This window comes from Estrella lausannensis, assembly GCF_900000175.1.
In the GTDB taxonomy this organism is placed as follows: Bacteria; Chlamydiota; Chlamydiia; order Chlamydiales; family Criblamydiaceae; genus Estrella; species Estrella lausannensis.
In genome coordinates this window covers 196,554-219,945 of sequence record NZ_CWGJ01000001.1, presented here as the reverse complement: position 1 = coordinate 219,945, position 23,392 = coordinate 196,554, and the positions used below count along the sequence as shown (strand labels likewise).

Sequence of the window (23,392 nt, the reverse complement as noted above, 5' to 3'; positions counted from 1 at the left end):
TAAAAAAATATAATTATATCAAAAAATCGATAAAAGTAAATAAGAAAACCCAGAGCATTTCTAATGTTTATTCCCAAGAACCCCAACTTGCTTAAAATATGCAACAATTTCCTAAGACCCTCATTTAAAATGAGGTCAATGGTCAGGTTCGCATCATCTCCTTCTTTTAATTTCAAAAAAAGCATATATAAACATCCCGGAAGGGGAAGAAGTCGCAAGAGACGACTTAATGTTTTAATTTCACCCCTTTCGTGCCGGAATTTTATGGAAGTCAAGGCCCCTCTTTCGCAGGCCATTGCCTCTCCCGGTTATACCGAATGTGTCTCACGATTTAGCTTTCTGAAAGCCAAATCTTGAGACACATTCGGTATATTTGAAAGAAGTATGTAAAAGATCAGCACCTCATTTTAAAGAGATATTTCATCATGCAAGCAGAAGAAGCGGCAAGGAAAATTCCAAGTGCCTTTATCCATCGAAGATTCCACTCCTTCTTAGGGATATGGCTTGTCCTCTTCCTGATCGAACACCTGCTGACAAACTCAGAGGCGGCCCTCTTTTTTGGAGCCGACGGAGAGGGGTTTATCACCATGGTGAACTTCATTCATAGCCTTCCCTACCTGCCCGTCGTTGAAGTTGCGCTTCTTCTGATTCCCTTCTCCCTCCACATCGTGTGGGGCATCAAGTATCTGTTTACCATGAAGCAAAATGCGTACGGCAAAGACCCCTCCCATCCCCATCTTCCGGAAAACAGGCGCAACCACGCCTACACCTGGCAGAGAATCACTTCCTGGCTGCTCGTTATCTTCGTCATTCTCCATGTCGGGCAAATGCGCTTTTTGAAATATCCAGAAACGGTGCGCCTGGGTGATGAAGATTACTTTCTGGTCAAGGTTTCCGAGGACGCCGGCCTACCGACAGTGGCGGCAAGACTCGGAATTGACACCTATACCTCTCCGCTTATCAAGGCAGAAAGACGAAATTTCGAAATGGAGAAGAAAGCCCGAATCTCAACCGCTGAAGCAAGGGATGCCATCGTATCACTCTTCACCGGACAAGAGTCTTTGGAAAAATCCTCGGTCATCAGGCAAGAGCTGGAACAAAAGGAGCGTTTCATTGAGCAGCTGGAGTCCTTTTCGTTAAAGCATCAAGAAGTGGTATTGATGTCAAAAAACATAGGAACCGCATTCCTTATGAATGTCAGGGATACCTTCAAATCACCGCTGATGCTAATACTCTACTCTTTCTTTGTCTTGGCGGCTGTGTTTCACGCCTCCAATGGAATTTGGTCATTTGCCGTCACGTGGGGCCTGTGCCTTTCCGTGCGGGGCCAGCGCATTGTGGAAAAGATCTCTTTTGCATTTATGGCGCTACTTGCATTTTTAGGACTCATCGCTATCTGGGGAACTTACCTCATCAACTTGAAATACTGAAGGTTTATTCACATGAGCAAAGGACATGTTGTGGTGGTAGGCGGCGGGCTCGCAGGGCTTTCCGCCACAATGAAAATCGCTGAAAAAGGGTGCAAGGTCACCTTGGTCTCCATCACCAAGGTAAAGCGCTCCCACTCCGTTTGCGCGCAAGGGGGGATCAACGCGGCCATCAATCTAAAGGGGGAAAATGACTCTCCTCTTATCCACGCCTACGACACGATCAAAGGCGGCGATTTTTTGGCCAACCAACCGCCCGTTGTGGAAATGTGCTTTGCCGCTCCAGAAATCATCTTCATGATGGATCGATTTGGATGCCCCTTCAACAGAACGGAAGAGGGCGACTTGGACTTCAGAAGGTTTGGAGGCACACTCTATAACAGGACAGCCTTCTGCGGAGCCTCAACCGGGCAACAACTTCTTTATTCTCTCGATGAGCAAGTGCGTCGCTACGAAGCCAAAGGCCTTGTAAAAAAGCTGGAGCATCACGAGTTTATGCGGGCAGTCCTGGACTCGGAAGGAAGGGCTGTCGGTGCTGTTTTAATGGATCACTTCAATCTAAACTACGAGACCGTGCGCGCCGATGCCCTGGTGATTGCAACAGGAGGCTTAGGCCTTCTTTTCAAAAAATCGACCAACTCCACTTTTTGCACGGGCGCAGCCAATGGCAGACTATGGAGACAGGGGATGCGCTACGCGAATGGTGAATTCATCCAGATCCACCCGACGGCTATCCCTGGAAAAGATAAGATGCGTCTGATGAGCGAGTCGGCAAGGGGAGAGGGAGGAAGGATCTGGGTCTATGGCGACTCAAGCAAGATGATCGAGACGGTCGACGGCAAGCGCATCCCCTGCGGAAAGACCGGAGAACCCTGGTATTTTCTTGAGGAGCTCTATCCCGCCTTCGGAAACTTGGTTCCAAGAGACATCGGGGCCCGGGAAATCTTAAAGATCTGCGAAATGGGTCTTGGGGTCGAAGGCCGGATGGAAGTGTATCTCGATGTGAGCCATCTGCCAAAAGAAAAGCTGCACAAGCTGGAAGCTATCTTGGACATCTACGGCAAATTTACCGGAGATGATCCGATGAAAGTGCCGATGCGTATCTTTCCTGCCGTCCACTACTCGATGGGCGGCGCCTGGGTCGACTGGCCGGCGGGTCGACTGGCCGGCAGCCGACGACCCCGATCGAAACCTGCGCTTCCGTCAAATGACCAACATTCCCGGGATATTCAATGTCGGCGAATCGGATTATCAATACCATGGCGCTAACCGTCTGGGAGCCAACTCCCTTCTCTCCTGCATCTTCGCTGGCCTTGTCGCTGGAGGGGAAATCCCCAAATACATCGCCAGCCTACAAAAAAATGCCGATGATGCCTCCTCTACCTATTTTGACGACGCTCTCGCAATCGAGGAGTCGTTCAAGCAGCAGCTTTTCTCTTCAAACGGACCGGAAAACATCTTCAAGCTGCATGAAGAGCTCGCAGAGACTCTGATCAGTCATGTGACGGTGAAACGGAACAATGCCGATCTGAAAACGGCTTTGGCAAAAATCCACGAAGTGAAAGAGCGCTATGGAAATATCTCCTTGAGCGACAAATCTTCCATTGCCAACCAATCCTACATCTTCGCCAACCAGTTCGCGGCGATGCTCGACATTGCCCTCATCATCACCAAGGGAGCTCTCCTTCGCGATGAGTTTAGGGGTGCTCACTACAAGCCCGATTTTCCAAGCCGCGATGACCAAAACTGGCTTAAAACAACCATTGCCACGTTCGATCCGCACGAGAGCGATCCGGTCATCAGCTACGAAGCGGTCGACACACGCCATCTAAAGCCGCTGATGCGCGACTACACTAAAGCCAAGAAGGAAATTCCTACTCTGGAAAACATTCCTTCCAACATTACTTTTCCTGCGTGAAATAAGGATCTTGCCATGGATGAAATAAAGAAATTCACCCTGAAAGTGCTGCGAGGAACACCGGGAAAGCAGTATTACGAAGAGTTCGAGATCATCAGGGAGCCTTCTCTCAACATCATTTCCGCCCTGATGGAAATACAAAAGAACCCGGTCAACAAAAAAGGGGAACAAGTCGCTCCCGTCGTATGGGAGCAAGGGTGCTTGGAAGAAGTGTGCGGCTCCTGCTCGATGCTGATCAACGGCCGGCCCCGGCAAGCCTGCTCGGCGATCGTTGATAATATACTGCGAGAGACCAAATCGGACACGATTGTCTTAGCGCCGTTTACCAAATTCCCCTTAGTCCGCGACTTAATTGTCGATCGCTCCATCATGTTTGACAACTTAAAGAAAGTGAGGGGATGGATTGACGCTGACGGCGCTTACGCCAAAGGACCGGGACCTAAAATTGCGCCTGCCAAGCAGGAAATCATGTATTCGCTTTCGACGTGCATGACGTGCGGCTGCTGCGTCGAGTCTTGCCCCCAGGCCAATGATAAATCCAAATTCGTCGGCCCCCAGATCATTTCCCAGGTACGCTATTTCAACGATCATCCCACGGGAAAGGGGCATGCGGGAGACCGTTTGCGGGCCATGATGGAAGAGGGGGGGGTTGCCGATTGCGGCAATGCGCAAAACTGCGTCCGCGTCTGTCCAAAGCGCATCCCGCTGACGGAGTCGATCGCGGCGATCGGCAGGGATGTCAACATTCAGTGGTTCCACGATCTTTTCGGGTTGGACGACAGGCAATAGAAGCTCCTTGGCGTCTTTAGCAAAGAGTCGTTAGTGATTTTTTCCCCTGAATTTGGCATGATCGCAGGCTGATTTCTAAGATCCTATTGAATCCGATGACGGAGCTTAAACACGTGGCTAAATTCTTGCATTACCCCTCCCTTCTGCTCAGCATTCTCCTCATCAAAGCGGCCGCGCTTGTTTGGCTAATCCAGAGCGGGGCTATCGGTCTTGGCCCAGACGAGGCACAGTACTGGACCTGGAGCCAAAGTTTAAGCCCCGGCTACTACAGCAAGCCTCCCGGCATAGCCTGGCAGATTTTTTTAGGCACCGCTCTTTTTGGGGACACGGAACTCGGCGTCCGCTTTTTTTCACTCGTGATCGGTTTCGCTATACCGCTTGTGATCTATTCCATGGGGAAAAAGGGGGGGATTTCCGAGAGAGCGAGCTTCTTCTCTGCTATTGCATTTGCCCTCTCGCCCATGGGTTTTCTATCCTCGCTCTTTGCGATCACCGACGGTGGATCGGTGCTCTTTTTCACAATGGCGCTCCTCACGCTTTATCAAGGAATTTACCGCGGAAAAATAGACTACACCCGCGCAGGTCTTTTTGTCTTTGCCGGAGCGCTATTTAAATGGGTGACCTACTACCTTTGGATCTTTGCCCTCCCGCTCTATTTATTAAGGCGGCAAAAAGGCGAACGTTTCTTCTTGGGTGTTGCCATCTCGCTGCTGGCACTGATTCCCAGCTTAATATGGAATATCAGCCACGACTTCGTCACCTTTCTTCACGTCTACTACCAAGCCGGAAGCAAAGGCGATATCGCTCCCAATAAAGAACTTATTTCGCTGAAATCGTTCGCTGACTTTATGGGTGCCGAGGCCGCATTGGTCTCTCCTCTTCTCTTTGTTTTGCTGGCAATCTCCCTCGTCTTCCTTGCCGCAAAGTCTAAATCCTTCGAGAGGGCGCCGGCTTTCCTGGGCATTTCCACCCTGGCGACGTTGGCCGTTTTTGGAGCGCTGTCCTTTTTCATGAAGATCCAAGGGAACTGGTGCGATTTCATCTACCCGGCAGCCTTTCTTTTCATGGGCCACGTTTTTGACTCGGCCCGAGGCCGAAAGTATCTGGTGGCAGGCTCCGCCCTTTCGGTGTTGCTGACAGGCTATGTGCTCTCTTTGCCCTTTCAGAAAGACTCGCCCCTCGCTCTTCAATACAGGCAAAACCCCCTCAAACACAATCTGGGTTGGAACTCTTTCGAAGAGGCCCTAAAGAAAGCCGGCTATGACGAAAAGGCCCATTTTCTCTTTGCCCCAAAATACCAGACTGTCAGCCTGCTCTCATTTTATGGCCCCGGCAAGAAACGAGCCTATTTCTTCAACCTCTTTGGAGCCCGGCTCAACCAATTTTCATTTTGGAAAGGGATGAAAGAGGAGCGGAAAGGCCAGAGCGGCTTCTTTGTGATCGTCGAAAACGCTCCGCATATCGAAACGGAAAGACAAAATATCGCCGCCACCGTAAAGTCTTTAGAGCCCTACTTCCAAAAAGTCACTTTCCGGGGAGAATACCCGCTCTACACCTCACGTGAGAACCCGGCTAAAGTAGCATTTGTTTATTTTGCCGAAAATTTTAACGGGGAAGAGCCCTTACCCCCGAAAAAGTACTAGAATTTTAAATAACAGTTTGATTATAAATAGATTAGGCTTGACCGCCCATTTCACTGCTGCTTGGGAGAACCCAATACGAGCTAATCAACGTATTATTTATTACGGGACCATGACGCTGGAGCTCGGCTGAATAAGCTAACGCGTTAAGCTTAGCTACACTAGTAAGCCGCTCCAGGGAGCGGACCCCTCTAGCACATTTGGTTGATGTGCCTCCTTTGGATCCCTTGCGGCGGTGCTTTTTTTTAAAAAAAGAGAGGCCCCTATTCTTCCTTTTACAAAGGACGAATAGGGGCCTCTCTTTTTTTGATGAGGAAGCTAACCCTCTTAGATCACTACCCAGTAAGAAACAGGCATCGGGTTCAACGCGGCTGCGGCAAGCGACAGGCCGAATGAGGCGATCACAGCAGACCAGGCAAGACCACGGGATTCAATCATCGCGCTCGTAATGAAAGCGGCAGAGATAGCGCCAACAGCAATCCACGATGCTGCAGGAGCACCTAAAATAGCCAAGCCAATCGCCATTACAGCACCCACGATGCCAGTAATACCAAAACAATTTCTCTCGATCGGATTGGTCATAGAACCCGGCTTAAAAGATGCAGCGACGTCGCTAATAAAACTCATATTCCCTCCCAGGGATAAAAACTTGGTTTAACTTCTAGAGAAAATTAAAACAAATTGATATTAAGATTTTATTAAGAAACCGAAGGAAGGCTGGTTTTTATTCAACCAACAAACTCGTTAATGAATATGAAACAACTTGAGCCGAAATTTCAGGATAAGAAATTACTGCTCCAAGAATATTTCCCTTTTTTGGCGGCGAAGGCTCGGGTCAATAATCCAATGTATCCGGGTCTCTGCTTAAAAACTTTACCGGACCGAAGGTTTTGAATCTATGCCAAGCCGGAAGTATCCAAAGAAACAACTTGTACAGTTTTTAAATCGAACCGGAATTACTGCGATCGCAGATTAAAGCTTAACTGGCGCCTAGAGGTGTAGGATGCGGAAAAGGAGCCGAAATAGGATCAAGTCACTAAAGGGACTGCAAGGGACTCTTGCATGGTTTGCCTGCGATACTCTTGTGTCAGGCACTTGGAGAGCTCTTCGACATTTCCCTCGCTTAAGGAAAATCTAACGCTTAGCTCATTGACCAAGGGAGAGAGCAGTTCATCAGCCGATGTAAAACAGCTTGACAATGTCGTTAAAAAGTCTAAATGTCCTCGCTCCTGGCGATACGAGGGCATCTTAGGGGGGCGGGCGAGCAACCCCATGTGTTCGGGTTTGAAATCCCATAAAAAGCTGGTGTGATGAACCCAGCGATCCCGTGCCAGATACTGCGCATTCCCTCCAACTTTTCTACTTCCGAGGACATAGTCGTTCTCGATCAGCCTGAAGGGATGGGGGTAAAACGCTTTCTGCCACAATGTTTCGAAATAGGCATGGACCGCTTGAATTTGACTTGGAACGGCGATCTCGGTTCCGTTCATGATAAAGGTAACAAAGAGGGTGTTTTCATCGACGACGACTGTGCCCCCTCCAGAATAGCGGCGGAGGACGGGAACGGGATTTTGCGACCAGGCGCTGAGATTGATCCACTCCTCCGGCTTTCCTGATATACCCAGCACGATGGCTGGTGGCGACCCGCGATTGATCAAGCAGATGTTTTCTTTGGAAACACGAAGCAGAGCCTCTTCCAGCTGCAATTGCGCAAAGATGGGCATCATGGTGGTGTGAAGATAGGTCAGGCTCGGTCTTTGCAACATCGGCCCTCGTCGCTTAAAAATTTAGCACCCGCAAGGGCCTTGGAAATCTTCTGTTTCTTCCTGACAGACAGCCTGTTTTTCACGCCTTCCAAGAGCGATCATCAAAACCGTGATATCGGCCGGTGACACGCCGGAGATGCGGGAGGCTTGCCCTAGGGTTTCTGGGGTGTGGAAGGAGAGCTTTTCTTTTGCTTCGTGGCGCAGGCTCGATACCGCTTTAAAATCAAAGCCACGCGGAACCTTGATTTTTTCAATATGAGACAGCTTGTCCACTTCAGCCATTTGCCGATCAATATAACCGGCGTATTTCAGCTTCAGCTCGATCTGCATGTTGATGTCAGCGCCATAATCCCTGACATCTTCCGGGTAGTCACGGAGAATGTCGCTGTAGGAGACACCGGGCCTACAAAGAAGCTGCGTGAGCGGGGTTCCTTTGCCATCGATCTGCTTAAATATCTTAGAGAGGCGTTTTGTCTCTTCTTCAAGGGCAGCGACCTTTCTCTCCAGATGATCCATGGCTGGCCTGGAGATCAATCCGTACTCATATCCCATGGCCCTTAGGCGGAGGTCGGCGTTGTCCTGTCTTAAAAGGAGCCTGTGTTCCGCGCGGCTTGTGAACATTCTGTAAGGTTCTGTCAAACCCTTGGTGCAGAGGTCGTCAATCATGACCCCGATGTAGGAGTTGGCGCGGGTGAGGATGAAGGGCGGTTTCCCCAGCACTTTGGCGGCTGCGTTGATCCCGGCGACAAGACCTTGCCCTGCGGCTTCTTCGTAGCCGGTCGTTCCGTTGACCTGTCCGGAGAGGAAAAGGCCTTCGACCTGTTTCGTCTCGAGTGTCGGATAGATCTGCCCGGAAACGACATAGTCATATTCGATGGCATAGGCTGGACGCATGATCTCGGCATTGCGCAAGGCCGGGATGCTGCGGATAAACTCGCGTTGAACGTCTTGTGGAAGGGAAGTCGACACGCCGTTGACATAGACCTCGTTAGTGGTCAACCCTTCGGGCTCCAAAAAGATCTGGTGCCTCTCTTTATCTTTGAAACGCACCATCTTATCTTCGATGGAGGGGCAATAGCGGGGGCCGACAGATTGGATGCGGCCGGAGTACATCGCCGAGAGGTGCAGGTTGTTTAAAATGATGTTTTTCGTCTCTTCGGTCGTGTAGGTGATGTGGCAGCTGACCTGACGGGGGCGTGGCTTCCCTTCTTCTTCATCGAAGGAGAAGCGGACTCCTTCATCGCCGGGCTGCTCTTCTGTCAGTGAAAAATCGATCGAGCGCTTGTGGATGCGAGGGGGAGTTCCCGTCTTTAAACGGCCGAGACGGATGCCAAGTTTTTCTAAGCTTGCTGAGATGCCGACAGCTGGAGGATCGCCGCTACGGCCCCCCGTCAGCTGGGTTTCTCCGATATGGAGCAGGCCTTTCATGAAAGTGCCTGAGGAGAGAATAAGGCTTTTACACTTGTAGATAAGCCCTTCTTTGGTGACGACTCCGGTGACTCTGCCCGCTTCGGTGAGGATCTCTTCGATCGTCCCTTGCTTGATTTCGAGGTTTTCCCGCTCTTCAAGCCGGGATTTCATCTCTTGGGCGTAAAGCCACTTGTCAGCCTGAGCTCTGGGGGCCCAGACGGCCGGACCTTTGGCAGAGTTGAGCATCCTGAACTGGATTCCAGTGCAGTCGATCGCTTTGCCCATGATACCGCCGATTGCATCGATCTCCCGGACCATATGGCCTTTGCCGATGCCGCCGATAGCTGGGTTGCAGCTCATCTTGCCTATGGTATCGAGGTTCATCGTGAGGAGAAGAGTTCTCGCTCCCATTTTTGCGGCAGCATGCGCGGCTTCGCAGCCGGCATGGCCGCCGCCCATCACGATGACATCGAAATGTTCCGGATATTCCCACATAAGATAAAGTCTGTCCTTGACTTTCAGCCTTTATCTTGTTTTGTGACGGTCTCTACGGGCGCGCTTCTTGCGTTTGTGCTTCGCAATTTTGACGCGCCTCTTCTTCTTTACAGAGGACATTGTTGCTCCTGGTGTTATTGACCGGAAATGCTTATCTCCGGTTTTGATAGTTAATTGAATCGAAAAAAGATGTTATAATGGTAGGCGATACCTCATAAAAAGTAAAGAGGGAATGAATTCACTGTATACCGAAAGTTTCTCGTAAATTGGCATTGGGGCTCTCTCCGCCCAAAGAGCCAAGTCATAAGACCTGGCTCCCTCTTGCTTTCCAAGGTTAAGCCTGGAAGGGGGAGAAGGCCGCTTCCGTTTCCGCATCGACCTGGCCGCCCCCGAACTTCATGGGGGTGTAGTTGACAAACTGGGCAAACTCCTTGCGGTAGGTGAAGATGACTGAGCCGACGGGGCCGTGTCTGTTTTTGGCGATAATCAACTCCGCCTGGCCAGGCTTGTCATTGGGATCATAGTACTCGCGGCGAAGCAAGAACATGACGATATCGGAGTCCTGCTCGATCGATCCGCTCTCTCTAAGGTCGCTCATCTGGGGACGGTGGCCCGGCCTTTCTTCCACTTTTCGCGATAGCTGCGACAAGCAAAGCACCGGAATATTGAGCTCCCGCGCCAAGTTTTTAAGCATCCTCGAGATTTCAGCAATTTCACCCTGCCTGTTTTCCTGGGAATTGCGTGAACCCGACCCGCTGATCAGCTGAAGGTAGTCAATCACCAAAAAGCCAATGCCGTAGCTTTCTTTCATGCGACGCGCCCGGGCTCTTAAATCGGTAATCTTCAGTCCAGCCTGATCATCAATCACAATCGTGTGGCCGGTCAACTCGTTGACGCAGGTGACTATGCGCTGAAACTCCATACCCGACAGCGAACCGGTCTTGATCTTATCCGAATTGACCTCGGCACGGGAGCAGACGATACGGTGAACCAGCTGTTCTGCGCTCATCTCCAGCGAAAAGATGCCGACGGGCAAGTTGTTTTTGAGGCAGATATTTTCAGCGATATTGATCGCAAGGGCCGTTTTACCCATCGCTGGACGCGCCGCCAGGATCATCAAGTTTGAGTTGTTGAAGCCGTTCAGCATCTTATCCAGATCTGCAAAATGAGTCCTGACACCGGAAACGCCTCCCGTCTGCTCGCCGTGGATCTGATAAAACTCCTGCCGCTCTTGCAACTCTTTCAAAAAGGCTTTTTGCGACTCGGACTTGGTTCCTTTTAAGATCTCTCCGATCAACTTTCCAGTTTTCTGCGAAGCCGACTGGCCGATTTCAAAAAATATTTTCTGGGCATCATCCAGCGCACCGGGGACATCGCCGGGTTCTTCGAAAGCTTTCTTTTCCACTTCCTGGGCGGCATGGATCATCCTGCGGAGGACAGCCTTATCCTTGACCAGCTGACAGTAGTCTTCGATGTAGGCGGATGTTCCGGCATATTGCGCCAGAGTCGTCAGATAGAGAATACCGCCGGCAGCCTCCAGCTTTCCCAACCTCTTCAGTTCTTCCCCGACCAGGTGGATATCGGCGGGCTTGTCCTGACGCCAGGCCGCTTTAAGCATGGTGAAAATCGTCTTATGCTCGGAAAAGTAAAAGTCAGACTCATCTAAGGCATCCGCCGCCACATTCAACGCGTTGATGCTAGTCAACATACAGCCGAGCACCATCATCTCCGACTCTTTCGACGACGGAGGAATCCGCATTTTCAACTCTTTTTCAGCCATATCGCACCCTATAAAATCTAATAAACTAACCGCTTGAACTCTCTAAAGCAAACGAGATTTTACCTCGAAGAGAGGAACTTTTCAATTGACTTTTTTTAAAATGATAATTATCTAACCCATTATGCAAACAGACATTACAGTCAAATCAAGCTGCGTCAACTGGGAGACGGTGCCCGAAGATGCCAAAGGGCGCATCCTCGATTTTTTACCTTTCTCAAACTATTTGACAGCAAGGGTTGTGTCGACAAGCATCAAGAGATTCGCCGATCAAAACGTCCGTTACTGGTCTAAGCAGATCACAAGACGATTCGGCAACTTCGAACAGCTGATGACCGATCTCGAAACGATGCAGGAGTTCACCCCCTACATCACGCCCACCCGCACCGATTTTTTTCAGATCTACCGCCAAGCTCTTCAAAACATCAATAACTTCTCTAGATTCCATCTGCCGGAGCCCGCTTTAGTTGTCTCAGGAAATTTTAAGCAGATAGCGCGCATGCCGCCTTGTCGAAGAACGGCTTCCTACTTCTTGATTGATGAAAGTTCTTTAATCAAGAGGATCTCCCCCCGCCATTTCCTCTTATCAAAAGAGGCTGCGACATTCGATTGGTATTCATCTTTTAAAATCGATGAAAAGCCGAGTTGTATATGCACCTGCAGCGACATGCTCTTTGTGGGGACGGAAAGCGGCAATGTCTTTGTTTATAAAATTTCTGAGGAACAAAATACCACTGCATTAGATCTCATCTCCGTGATCTCTCTGGATGCTAAAATTTATTCCATGGAGGGATCGTCCAAAGACGGTAACGTCGGGCTTGTGGTTATTTCGAAAGATCCCGTCTCCGACGGATGCAAAGCCTCGATTTATCTGCTGGATGCCTCCTCGCCGCCCAAAGTCAAAAGGATGAAACCCGAGAAGCCCCGCCTTGTTTCCGGACCCTTCATCGGAAAGAACCTGCTGCTTTTTTGTCCTTTGCAAGGGGGAGGCATTGTCCTTTACGACTTGGGAGCGATCGCCGAAAAGGCAGAAACCATGAAAGAGATCCTGCTCATCAAACAAGATTTCCAGATCAAGTATCTACTGCAGATCAGAGATCATCTGGTCTTTGCCACATACGACGGCCGGCTGGGCTGGATTGATCCGGCAAAGCCGGAACAAGACCCCAAGTGGCTGAAAAAGCCATTTTTTGCCGATATCGTCGGCTTGACACCCGTCATGCAACTTGGATTTTGTCTGCATGGCGACATGGGGGAGCGGGTTGTTTTTCTCCGCCAGGCAGGCGATAGCTACTCCTGCGGTTCGGCCTTGACAAACCACATGGAAGATCCCCAGTGGCTGGAAAACGGCAAGGTGCTATACCGCTTTATGCAAGAAGGGGGAGAAAATGGACTCTATCTATTGGATCTCTCGCACACTTGGGTAGAGGAATTTTTGAGCAAAATCCAAAAAATAATTACCCCGAAGTCCAATTGAAATTCCCCATTAAAACATAACCCCCATCAGAGACTGTCCACAAACAGATGACCTCTCCACCCTATTTTTTTGAAGACAAAATTGAAAAAATATATTAAAATCGATCATTCTACTTTATGGAACTTTTGATATATGATAGCGCTTATTCAAATTATAGATGTTTTTTTTAAAGTGTATCTGATTATGCTCTTTGCCAGAATCTTAGGATCCTGGATTCCTGAGCTTCAGCAGTCACGCTTCATGCAATTTGTCTCTTTCTACACAGACCCCTATCTGAATTTTTTCCGCAGGTTTATCCCTCCGCTCGGCATGCTCGATATTAGCCCCATATTTGCCTTCTTAGCCCTGGAGCTGCTAAACTACGTTATAAAATACCTACTCGTCACCCTGTTTATCCGATGAAAAAAGAATATCTTAAGACTCCCTTCCAGCTTGGCGGGATCACTCTGCCGAATAACATCTTTTACTCCCCCTTAGCCGGCTGCTCAGACTTTCCCTTTAGAAAAATGGCCGCCCGCTTCCGCCCCGGTCTGATGTTTTGTGAGATGGTCAAAATGGAGGCGCTGATCCGCTACGACAGAAACACGCTCCGCATTTTAGACTATGACGCCTCGATGAGGCCGATCGGCGCCCAGCTCTGCGGCAGCAACGCCTCGATTGCCGGCCAGGCGGCCAAAATTATCGAAGAACTCGGCTTCGACTCTCTCGACTTCAATTGTGGATGTCCTGTCGATAAAGTTACAAAAGACGGTTCGGGTTCGGGCATGCTGAAGAACATCGACCTGATCGGTGACATCCTGTCGAATATGGTTGCCGCGGTGAAAATCCCCGTCACTGTCAAAATACGCGCCGGATGGGATGAGGACTCGATTGTTGTTGAGGAGATCACCAAGATTGCCGAAAAGGCAGGGGCTAAAGCGATTGCCGTCCACGGCAGAACAAGAGAACAAGGATACACCGGACCTGCCAACTGGGATTTCATCAAGCGGGCAGTCGCCGCAAGAAACTCAATCCTGGTCATTGGCAATGGGGACGTTTTCTCTAAAGAAAAGGCGGAAGAGATGTTCGAATACACAGGTTGCGATGCCGTGCTCGTTTCCCGTGGAACGCTCGGAAGTCCCTGGATCGCAGAAGAAATTATCGATCACCTGCGGGGGATTCCTGGAAAACAGCGTGCTATCGAAGAGCGAAAGAAAGCCCTCTTGGAGCACCTCGATTACATGCTCTCTTACTATCCCGATGAAAAAACCGTGCTTGAAATGCGAAAAGTCGGCTGCTGGTATATCAAAGACAGCTTTGGCACCAAACGCTTCCGCGGCTTCATCAGCAAAGGGCAGTCCATCAACGAAATCAAAAAGTTGATCGCGGAATTCCCCGTCGGCGACCAAGTTTTAGACGCTGTCTAAAAATTTCTTTTGTAATATCTCCTCTCTGGCTTATACCGAAAATTAGTCAGATTTTCTCCAAGGAGCCAACGCTATGACAGATAACCCGGTCGAGCTATTTGCCAAGGTACACGGACGTGTCCAGGGAGTCTTTTTCCGGGCGACAGTAGAGCGATTTGCCAAAGAAATGGGCATTCGGGGGTTCGTGGAAAATAAAGCGGATGGAACAGTCGAGATTGTCGCTCAGGGGACAAAACAGGATCTCGAGATGCTGATCCACCGGATTCAAGAGCATCCGGGAGAGGCGGAAATCGACTCGATGAACACAAATTTCCGAGAAATTGCCGCCCCCCTCACCGGCTTCAAAGTGAAGCGGTAGGCCAAAGGGGTCTAAAAATTTGGTTTGTCATGAAAGATGGCAAGTCACCTTTCAATCTTGATAAGCTTTCACAAGGCCCTCATGCCGAATTTTGATAGGCTCTTGATATATACCGAAAGTGTCTCAAAATTTGGTTTTTGGCAAAGAGAAAGCTCTCGCGATTGAATGATCGTAAGCCACCTAATATTAGAAATATGAGGTGGCTTACGATCATTCAATCCCGAGGCTTTCTCAAAGCCAAAATCCCAAGTTTTGAGATTCTTTCGGTATAATCCCACTCAAACCTGTTTTTGCATCCACCAGCGGCTGGAGTCGACTGTTAAAATCTCCTCGGCCATCTCCTTCGAAAAGTCGAAATTTAATTTTGACGAAAGCCTCTCATGCCAGAGAAGAGCGTTCTGACACCCCTTTTCCTGAAGCTCTTTCAAGACGAGCATCAACTCGATAAGATCGGCATCTTTAACAATTTTAGCCTCGACACTCTCGCCTGCCTTGTATTCGCCGAGAAGGGCTATAATGGAAAATCCCTGCCGATAATCTTTGGCAAACTCCCTCTCATAGGCCTGTTCGTCCGCTTGAACATACCGTTTATTCAACGTGTTCAGGTCCCCCGTTCTGGCCTCGGGCAAGTCATGGTAGAGAGCCATCAGAAGAATCTTGTTAAGGTCGAAAGGAACATTGAGCCGGCTCGACAAAAGGTGGGCGATGCAACCGGTGCGAAAAGAGTGTTCGGCCACCGACTGCCTGACACCGCCCAGATAATCGAAACCCGAGCGCTTAAGTTTGGCAAGCTGTCCAATCTCATGCAGCATATCGACATCGTGTAGCAAAACGATCTCCTTTGATCAGAAATTTTTAAAAAGTAGCAATTTAAAAAAAGAAGTTTCTGGTGTATATACCTCTTTCTGGGAACTGAAAAAAAAATTTCAGCACATACCCGCAAAATTGAATTATCTCGGAAATGATTTGGCCATGTCAAACGATGAAGTAAAAAAAATCGAAGGGTATGAGGAACTGTATGATGTGGTCATTCCCGATCTTGACTACTACCTAAGGCAAATCGACTGCCGCGATGGCTGTCCTGTCAACACAGATCCAAGGGGTTATATGATGGCTCTCCATAGGGGAGACTATCTCGAAGGGTATAAAATCGCCCGCGGACCCAATCCCTTCGCTTCCATCTGCGGCGTGATCTGCGGTGCCCCCTGCGAGATGGCCTGCCGCCGGGACAGAGTTGATAAAACGTTGACCATCAGGGCGCAAAAACGCTTTCTCGACGAGTGGTTCGGGCTCAGCAAAGAAGCTCACATCAGATCATTGGAAATGAGCTACGCCCGAGGATCGACGCATCCGAAAAAAAATGGATTAAAAGTCGCCTGCGTGGGCGCGGGTGTGGCGTCGATGACAGTAGCCCACGACCTCCTGCGGCTCGGCTACGATGTTGATGTGTACGAGATGATGCGGATGGCCGGCGGCATGCTCACCTATGGAGTTCCCAGCTACCGTTTGAAAAATGATGTGGCGCTCAATGAATGCGCGGCAATCGAGCACCTCGGCGCGAAGATGCACTACAACATGAAGCTGGGTAGGGATATCACGCTGACCGAACTTCAGGAAAAATACAACGCCGTCTTCATCGGCATAGGCCTTTGGAAGTCGAGAGATCTTCCTATTAAAGGGGCTTCAGAACCCGATATTATCCGGGGAATTGAATACCTACGCGTCCGCTGTGCTGGAGAGCCATGGAAAATTGGCGAGAATGTGGTCGTTATCGGCGGCGGTAACGTCGCTTACGATGTTGCCCGAACATCAAGGAGAAGCGGTGCCAAGAAGGTGACGATGGTGTGCCTTGAGTCGCGCGACGAGCAGACCGCAGACGAATTCGAGATCGAGGACGGACAGGAAGAGGGTATCGATACCCTGAACCGTTTGGCGCCGATCGAAGTGATGCGCGATAGCCAAGGAAAGATCGTTGGCCTGAAGGTACAGAAGATCTCCTGCCTTTTTGACTACCAGGGAAGGTTCATGCCGAAACCTGTGGAAGGGACGGAGTTTATCATCCCCTGCGACACCATCTCGCTCGCCATCGGCCAATCAATCGATTTAAGTTTTTTAAATGGCTGGAACAAAAAACAAGATCTCGTCATCGACCGTGGAATCATCAAGACAGAGAGAGGCACCGGCAGAACAACTGTTCCGGGGATCTATGCCGGAGGGGATGCGGCCTTTGGACCGGCCCTCTTCATCACAGCTATCCGCCACGGCCAGGAGTCCGCAAGGGCTATCGATCATGATTTAAGAGGAACGACACCCTATCAGGAATTTGTCGGCGAGTTCACGGAACTGTCGCCTCACCGGGATAAAACATATCTGCGCACAAAATGGGCCCTTCCCTCATACCAGCCGCCATCTCTTCGCGTTCTTAACGAAAACATGGTGGAGAACAATTACACGGAAGAAGAAGCGCACGAACAGTCAAACCGCTGCCTGCAATGTCATGTCAGCCCTGTTTTCGACGGCACTCTCTGCATCAAGTGCAACGGTTGCGTCGATGTGTGTCCATGCAATTGTTTAAAACAAGTCCCCATCAGCAAACTTAACCTCGATGCCGGCGAAGGCAATTTAAGAGCAGCTGTCGACAACTTTTACGGTGTCGATTCAAGATCATTGAGCAAGGAGGAGCTTGCAACGATGGGAACTGCCATGTTAAAAGACGAAGACCTTTGCATCCGTTGCGGCCTTTGCGCTGAAAAATGTCCGACACAGGCTGTGACGATGGATGCGATGAACTACTCCTTCAGATGGATAGGGTGATGTCATGCTGGGATATATTTTAGTGACGCTGGCGTTTGGAATGGCCGGCGGTATCATTTACTTCTATTTCCAAAAGCAAGGGCAGTTCGAAGATTCTGAGGAGCCCAAATACCAGATGTTAAGAGAGCAGGATCATCAGCTCCCGCGGGTGAAAGAAGATGAAAAAAAACGAAGAAAAGAGAAGCAAACACTCTCTTTTGGCGATGAACCGATCATTAATCACGACAAGTAGAACACGGGTGAACCATGCCTAAACTGCGTAATTCGCTGAATGTCGATGCCAACGACAAAGACCCAAGAATATCCCGGCGCTCATTTTTAGCCATGATTGGTGTGGGGGCCTGCCTAATCGGAACCGGCGGCTTCTTTGGAGCGTCGCTCCTCGGTTTCCTCTATCCGAACGCCATGAAGGTGCCTCCCAGCGTATTTTCGATTGGCCGCCCTGAAGAGGTTCTTTCACAAGACGGAAAGGTGTTCAATTCCAAACAAAAGGTCTTCATTGAGACCCAAGGGGGGAAAGTGCGTGTGCAAACAGCGGTGTGCACCCACCTCGGTTGCACTGTGAACGCTGTCGAGACGGGGTACTCCTGCCCTTGCCACGGATCGACCTATGACCGCTATGGAAGAAACACCGGAGGCCCCGCCCCGAACCCTTTAGTATACTATCATGTCTATCAGGGAGCTTCAGGAGAGATTTTAGTGGATAAATCCAAAACAACTCTTGACTGGAACGAAGCGTGGTTTAAACCAACAGCTTAACAGATGCGGGCAGCGCCAAATCAATTTCAACAAGGATCAGTGAACAACAATGGCAGTCTTTCAGGGAAAAAAAAGGGAAACATGGCCCGAATATATCGCAGGGCTCCCCAATCTGATACTCAGATCGATCTTCAGGCACGGCTACCCCAACAATGACGTTGACCGCTCGGAAATTGTTTTTAAAAACTTCTTCCTCCACTTCCATCCGGTCAAGTGCCACAAAAACTCGCTCGACCCCTTCTACACCCTCGGCCTTGGAGCGATTACAACAAGCCTCTTCCTGATTCTTGTCATAACGGGCGTCATTCTGATGTTTTTCTACATCCCGACAGAAGACCGTGCCTATGAAATTATGAAAGACTGGCAAGACACCACTCCCTTTGCCATGATGTTCCGTAACATGCACAGATGGGGGGCGCACCTAATGGTGCTGTTTGTCTTTCTGCACATGTCACGAGTTTTCTACACCGGATCCTACAAAGGGGAAAGGCGTTTCAACTGGGTGATCGGCGTCATCCTGATGGTGTTGACGCTGTTGCTGTCCTTCACCGGTTACCTGCTTCCCTGGGACCAACTCGCTTTCTGGGCTATCACCGTCGGTTCCAACATTGCAGGCTATGTTCCTAATCTCCCCGGATTTGAGTACAATATCAATAAGGTGATGCTGTTGGCTTCGACAGAGGTCGGTCAGGATGCCCTTATCCGCTTTTACGTCCTTCACGTCGCTCTGCTCCCTCTCGCAACAGGAACCCTCATTGGGGTGCATTTTTGGCGAATCAGAAAAGATGGCGGCCTGTCGCGCCCGGCAGACACATACAGACCCGATCCCTATCGCGTCATCCAGCGATCGGACACCAAGGAGTCGTTTGCTCCCGGTGTCAGAAGAACGTACGGCCTGATGGAGCTTGTCCGGGGAACCTGTCCGACTGTAGACAAAGGACCCTACAATTTCGTCTTCACCTGGCCACACCTTTTGCGGGCCGAGCTTGTGGCGTTTTTGATCACTTTAATCTTCTGCCTGGCCCTCTCCCTCATTGACGCACCGCTCGAAGAACCGGCAAACGCCAGCAACCCGCCCAACCCCTCCAAAGCGCCATGGTACTTCCTCGGCCTTCAGGAGATGGTTGCCTATAACGCTTTTTGGGGTGGCGTTGCCATTCCGGGCCTGATAGTCGTCGGATTAATGGTCATCCCCTATCTCGACAGGAACCCTCATGGATCAGGTGTGTGGTTTCACAGAAGCCGCTATTTTGCAATCTTCGTCTACACCGCCTTCATGACGCTGCAGGCGATCCTGATTATCGTTGGAACTTATTTCCGCGGAGCCAATTGGGGCTGGGTCTGGCCGTGGACTGAAAATTTTGCAAGGCACTAAAGGGGACATATGCGGGCTTTTCGTGGAGACACCTACCAATTTTTTCTCATCACCGCCGGTCTTGCCGCTGCAGGGCTTTTCGGTGTGTTCTTCTACCGTGAACTATTTCCCGAGTATAAGATCTACCAAAACGACTACCTGGCGCTGGAAAAATTCCGCTCCACCTATTCCGGGCAGCCGATACCCCCTTTTAAGTCGGGCATCCAGCAAATTGTGATGGAAAAGGAAAACAAGGGGCCGGCCGACATCGACCGCTGCACCTCCTGCCACGTCGCCCTGCAGTTTGAGCACTTCTCTCCCACCAAGGTCGCTCGCGACGTCAACGGCAACATCCGCGTGAACGAAGAGGGTTTTCCCGTTCAGGAAAAGAATGAAAACTACGTCTACTATCGCTTAGACAAGAAGATCCAGGAACTGAGGGAAAAAGGGGACGAGACAGCGGCCGCGAAACTGGAAGGTCTTAAAACAGCCGAGGTTGGCGAACATGTGTACGATGTCACCAAAGTGCTGAAGATGCACCCTTTGATTGGAAAGGAGACGAGACCGTTTGAGTTCCACCCGATAGAAGAATACGGCTGCACCTCATGCCACAATGGCAACGGCCGGGGACTGACGACAGAAAAAGCGCACGGTCCTGTTTTTGACGGACGCTATGAAGCAGAGTTTGTCGGTCACAAGCCTGAGTTTTTAGAGCAGGACGAAGATAACGATCCGATTTTCTCCAAAGTATTCAACAGCAAGCCTGGACACAGCCTGCTTTTCATGACGACCCCTCTCTATGTGAACAACTTAATTGAGGCGCGCTGCATTCAGTGTCACAAGACCACTGCGGATGAATTCCGAAATTCCGTCAACTCGGTGCGACTGGCAGTGAAGGGAATTGAGAAAAAAGCAGCCGCGATCCAAACCGGTCTGCAAGAAGATGTGCAAGCCTTCTTAGTCTTAAGATCCCTCAAAAAATTATTGAGTGAGAACACCTTGCAAAAGACGATCTCGATCTTGCAGGAAAAGGAGAACAACCCCTCCCTTTCTGACCGAGAAAGAGAGTCTGTCGCCACCAATATCGAGCGTTTAAAGAGATATCAGAACTCTGAAGATGCTGTGAAAGCCACCGAAAAAGCACTTGTCGAACTTTCCGGCGATGACAAAGCGCAGCAAGCTCTCGCAGAAATCCTGGAAAAAAAAGACCGTGAAAGCGGGACTGATTATTCTACTCTGCTTAAATCGTTCATCGAAACAGCGCCGAAGAGTGCTCTTGCCAAAAAAGCCGAAGCACTCAAGTTGCAGAGGGATCTGGAAAAGCACGCAAAAGAGACGCAAAATTCAGTGCAGGACGCTGTCTTGGATCAAGCGACAATCTCTGCTCTTAAAACAGATATCGACCACCTGACATCGACCTATCAAAGGGGTAGAGCACTCTTTGTAGCCCAAGGATGCTACGCCTGCCACCGTATCGCGGGCCTCTCAAGAGCCGGTGTCGGCCCTGAATTGACCAAAGAGGGGCTTAAATACCCATGGTTTATCAAAGAGTCGATCGTCTGGCCTCAGGCGGATTTAAAGACATCGACAATGCCCAACATGCACATGGATCACGAAGAGCTGGAGGCACTGACGACATTCCTTCTGGCCCAGACCGGTAAACGCAAGAGCGAATCAGAGACTGGACACAAGGTAGCGATTCAGGAGTGGGAAGCAGGAAGAAAGAATGATTGGGAAAAGCCCATTCCCCCTTCGAAGCTCAACGACCTTCGTTACTCGATGACAGTCTTTGCCACCGAGGGATGCGCTGCCTGCCACCGTCTGAAGGGGTTTGAATCCTCTGTTGGATTTGCCCAAGGGAAAGAAGGTGAAGGAAGCGAATGGTTTACAAACCTCTTCCCGGAATCGATTCAAGGCTCCGACATCGTCAAAGCAATTGACGCCCATGCGCGTGAAATCGATGAAAAATTAATCTCCTTGAAAAAGGACAATGCCCTCCTTGATGAAATCGAAAAAACTCATCCGGGGCTCATCGAATCTTACTACTCCAATTTCAAGTATGCCGCAAGGGCGAAGGGGAAAGCTTATACCGCCCTGCCGGACGAGGAAGAGGCCAAACAGACAGCCCTCTGGAAAGAAAGAGTGCATAAAGTTCTCATGGCGTTTATCCAAGAGTATGGCCTTGGCAGGTTGATCGGTCCTAGACCCAACTGGTCTGGCGTATACCGCTCTGATGAGTGGTTGATGGAGCATTTCCGCAACCCCAGCGCCTTAGTCGCCAGATCGATCATGCCGGTGTTTCCGTTCGATGACAGCAAATACCTTGCCCTGACAAAAATGCTGGATGTAATCGGAATCAGAAACAAAGAAGCGCTGAGAGAAGAGTGGCGTAAGGACGGGTTCAACCCCGAGATGGCATATGCGATGCTCTGCTCGCAGTGCCATGGCGATTTTCTGCAGGGGAACGGTCCTGTAGCTGATTGGATCTATCCCATCCCCAAAAACTTACGCAATGCCAACTTCCTTAGAAACCTGACCAAGGAGCGTGCAGCCGAGTCGATCATCCACGGCGTGAAGGGAACACCGATGCCGCCCTGGGGAGAGATTGGACAAGGTAAAGAGAATGAGGTGGCAACACCCGTTCTCACAAAAGAAGAGGTTCTCCGTTTGGTAGACTGGATGTACTCATCTCTACCCGGAAGCACGGTAATCCGTGGCAAGGAAGAGATCCCCAAATGGAACTACACTCCGGAAGATGCGATCAAAGATCTGCGTCCAAAGGATGTGCAAGACCTCCAGAGAAAAAAACAGAACGAGCAGGCGCGCCTCGATATCTCTTCGGAGATTCTTTACGCCTCCTTGGATAAGACCATACCGGCGACAGCCCCTAAAAAGTCCGCTGTCGATGAAATTTTCGACATCGTTCCCCATGAAGACGGGTATGTCGATAAAAAAGGGTATTACATCAAACGCGCCTACTACACGGAAGAAAACCTGAAAAAGGGCCAAGCGCTATTTGACCTCAACTGCGCCGTCTGCCACGGAAAAGATGCCGATGGCAGAGGCCTTCGTGCACAGACTATGGTCGACGCCAAGCCGCGTATGCTCACCAACCTGGAGTGGCTTGGAACAAGAGATGACCTAAGACTTTTACGCTCCATCAAGTACGGTGTTGCAGGCACCTCAATGACCCAATGGGGAGATGTCACCTCCGGACTACAGAGAATGCAGCTCGTGATGTACATCCGCACACTGAGTGAAGAAGGGGTGCAGCGTGAGAAGCTGAAGGAGATCACCTACAAAGTCTTTGACGCTAAAATTCAAGTTCTGGAAGAGGCAAGAAGCCACCTGTATCCTCTGGTTGAAGAACAGATCGCCGCCCTGAAAGAAGCAAGAAAAAAAATAGCAGACTTCAGAGCCAATCCACCTGAAGAGATCAAAGAGGGAGATATCGCCGCCCTGATCGCCGCCGAACTAAAAGCGGAGAGGCAACTGGATAAGCTCAAAGGAATCGATAACCTGCTCGTCGATCTGATCGGCGAAATCCGACAGGAAAAGCAGGGGTTCTTTTCTGCGGGGAGCTCGATCATCTCGATGCTCGGTTCAGGAGAGGCCTTCGACACCTACATCTCATTGATCGCGACCTATCAGACCCCCTTTACCTTTAAAGAGGGCAAGATTAACAAAGAGAGTTCAAAAGAGATTGAGAAGGAGCGTGAAGAGCTCAAAAAATCCCTTCTCGAGCAATTGGAGCTGAAAATTACCAACTCCAATAATGAGCTGACAGGACTTCGGGGAAAGGTAAAGTCGGCAGATACAGAAGAGAGGATCTCGGAGCTGGCGGCCAGAATCGGACAGTACCGCAAATTGATCAACAAAATCTCCTATATTCTTGCTGAGAGCTCCAAACGCGAGGAGAGAGAGGTTTATGATATTAACGCTTTCAATGAAGCCCCTCTTTCTAATACATTGATGCAATCTGCAAAAGAAAAGGTTTGAGAA

At 50.0% G+C, this 23,392-nt stretch carries 17 protein-coding genes and 1 pseudogene; 13 read left to right on the top strand and 5 right to left on the bottom strand.

The window, feature by feature from the left end; all coding sequences use genetic code 11:
• The first annotated feature begins 425 nt into the window (after window positions 1-425).
• The 4 genes and pseudogenes from ELAC_RS00905 to ELAC_RS00890 all read left to right on the top strand — a co-directional run bounded on the left by ELAC_RS00905 (window position 426) and on the right by ELAC_RS00890 (window position 5,777).
• Window positions 426-1,430 carry a succinate dehydrogenase/fumarate reductase transmembrane subunit gene (locus ELAC_RS00905; RefSeq protein WP_098037389.1) on the top strand — a complete coding sequence of 335 codons (1,005 nt, stop codon included), beginning with the start codon at window positions 426-428 and terminating at the stop codon, window positions 1,428-1,430.
• Between the two features lie 12 nt (window positions 1,431-1,442).
• Window positions 1,443-3,345 (top strand): annotated as a pseudogene (gene sdhA, locus ELAC_RS00900) (succinate dehydrogenase flavoprotein subunit).
• Between the two features lie 15 nt (window positions 3,346-3,360).
• On the top strand, window positions 3,361-4,134 hold the full coding sequence (gene sdhB, locus ELAC_RS00895; RefSeq protein ID WP_098037388.1) for a succinate dehydrogenase iron-sulfur subunit: 774 nt from the start codon (window positions 3,361-3,363) through the stop codon (window positions 4,132-4,134).
• A gap of 113 nt (window positions 4,135-4,247) precedes the next feature.
• Complete coding sequence (locus tag ELAC_RS00890; protein ID WP_158227767.1) at window positions 4,248-5,777, top strand: ArnT family glycosyltransferase; 1,530 nt, start codon at window positions 4,248-4,250, stop codon at window positions 5,775-5,777.
• Window positions 5,778-6,101: 324 nt separating this feature from the next.
• Here the strand turns inward: ELAC_RS00890 and ELAC_RS00885 are convergent, their stop codons facing one another.
• The 4 genes from ELAC_RS00885 to dnaB form a co-directional block, all read right to left on the bottom strand.
• Window positions 6,102-6,401 (bottom strand): hypothetical protein, encoded by a 300-nt coding sequence (locus ELAC_RS00885; RefSeq protein WP_098037386.1) that lies wholly within the window; start codon window positions 6,399-6,401, stop codon window positions 6,102-6,104.
• Window positions 6,402-6,802: 401 nt separating this feature from the next.
• The gene (locus ELAC_RS00880) at window positions 6,803-7,540 is read right to left on the bottom strand and encodes a lipoate--protein ligase family protein (RefSeq protein ID WP_098037385.1); all 738 of its coding nucleotides are present in this window, start codon (window positions 7,538-7,540) and stop codon (window positions 6,803-6,805) included.
• A gap of 21 nt (window positions 7,541-7,561) precedes the next feature.
• Window positions 7,562-9,445: a tRNA uridine-5-carboxymethylaminomethyl(34) synthesis enzyme MnmG gene (gene mnmG, locus ELAC_RS00875; RefSeq protein ID WP_098037384.1), complete on the bottom strand. Its 1,884-nt coding sequence runs from the start codon at window positions 9,443-9,445 to the stop codon at window positions 7,562-7,564.
• A gap of 334 nt (window positions 9,446-9,779) precedes the next feature.
• The gene (gene dnaB, locus ELAC_RS00865) at window positions 9,780-11,225 is read right to left on the bottom strand and encodes a replicative DNA helicase (RefSeq protein WP_098037382.1); all 1,446 of its coding nucleotides are present in this window, start codon (window positions 11,223-11,225) and stop codon (window positions 9,780-9,782) included.
• Window positions 11,226-11,346: 121 nt separating this feature from the next.
• Between dnaB and ELAC_RS00860 the strand changes: the two genes are divergently transcribed.
• From ELAC_RS00860 to ELAC_RS00845, 4 genes are all read left to right on the top strand, one after another.
• Entirely contained in the window at window positions 11,347-12,699 is a 1,353-nt protein-coding gene (locus ELAC_RS00860) for an F-box protein (protein WP_098037381.1), read from the top strand.
• A gap of 132 nt (window positions 12,700-12,831) precedes the next feature.
• Window positions 12,832-13,101 (top strand): YggT family protein, encoded by a 270-nt coding sequence (locus ELAC_RS00855; protein ID WP_275425080.1) that lies wholly within the window; start codon window positions 12,832-12,834, stop codon window positions 13,099-13,101.
• Entirely contained in the window at window positions 13,098-14,105 is a 1,008-nt protein-coding gene (dusB, locus tag ELAC_RS00850) for a tRNA dihydrouridine synthase DusB (RefSeq protein WP_098037380.1), read from the top strand. The genes ELAC_RS00855 and dusB overlap by 4 nt, the downstream gene beginning before the upstream one ends.
• A gap of 73 nt (window positions 14,106-14,178) precedes the next feature.
• Window positions 14,179-14,463, top strand: a complete 285-nt coding sequence (locus ELAC_RS00845; RefSeq protein WP_098037379.1) for an acylphosphatase — start codon at window positions 14,179-14,181, stop codon at window positions 14,461-14,463.
• A 278-nt stretch (window positions 14,464-14,741) separates the two neighbouring features.
• On the opposite strand, the gene ELAC_RS00840 is transcribed toward ELAC_RS00845, so the two are convergent.
• Window positions 14,742-15,293 carry an HD domain-containing protein gene (locus tag ELAC_RS00840; protein ID WP_143406395.1) on the bottom strand — a complete coding sequence of 184 codons (552 nt, stop codon included), beginning with the start codon at window positions 15,291-15,293 and terminating at the stop codon, window positions 14,742-14,744.
• A 142-nt stretch (window positions 15,294-15,435) separates the two neighbouring features.
• Between ELAC_RS00840 and ELAC_RS00835 the strand changes: the two genes are divergently transcribed.
• The 5 genes from ELAC_RS00835 to ELAC_RS00815 are packed head-to-tail and all read left to right on the top strand — an operon-like array spanning window position 15,436 to window position 23,389.
• Window positions 15,436-17,277 carry an FAD-dependent oxidoreductase gene (locus ELAC_RS00835; RefSeq protein ID WP_098037417.1) on the top strand — a complete coding sequence of 614 codons (1,842 nt, stop codon included), beginning with the start codon at window positions 15,436-15,438 and terminating at the stop codon, window positions 17,275-17,277.
• A 4-nt stretch (window positions 17,278-17,281) separates the two neighbouring features.
• A complete protein-coding gene (gene ccoS, locus ELAC_RS00830) occupies window positions 17,282-17,509 on the top strand; it encodes a cbb3-type cytochrome oxidase assembly protein CcoS (protein WP_098037377.1) in 228 nt (75 codons plus the stop codon).
• 14 nt (window positions 17,510-17,523) lie between these two features.
• Complete coding sequence (locus ELAC_RS00825; protein ID WP_098037376.1) at window positions 17,524-18,036, top strand: QcrA and Rieske domain-containing protein; 513 nt, start codon at window positions 17,524-17,526, stop codon at window positions 18,034-18,036.
• A 49-nt stretch (window positions 18,037-18,085) separates the two neighbouring features.
• Window positions 18,086-19,411, top strand: coding sequence for a cytochrome b N-terminal domain-containing protein (locus ELAC_RS00820; RefSeq protein WP_098037375.1), 1,326 nt, complete (start codon window positions 18,086-18,088; stop codon window positions 19,409-19,411).
• 9 nt (window positions 19,412-19,420) lie between these two features.
• Window positions 19,421-23,389, top strand: a complete 3,969-nt coding sequence (locus ELAC_RS00815) for a cytochrome c (protein ID WP_098037374.1) — start codon at window positions 19,421-19,423, stop codon at window positions 23,387-23,389.
• Window positions 23,390-23,392: the final 3 nt, after the last annotated feature.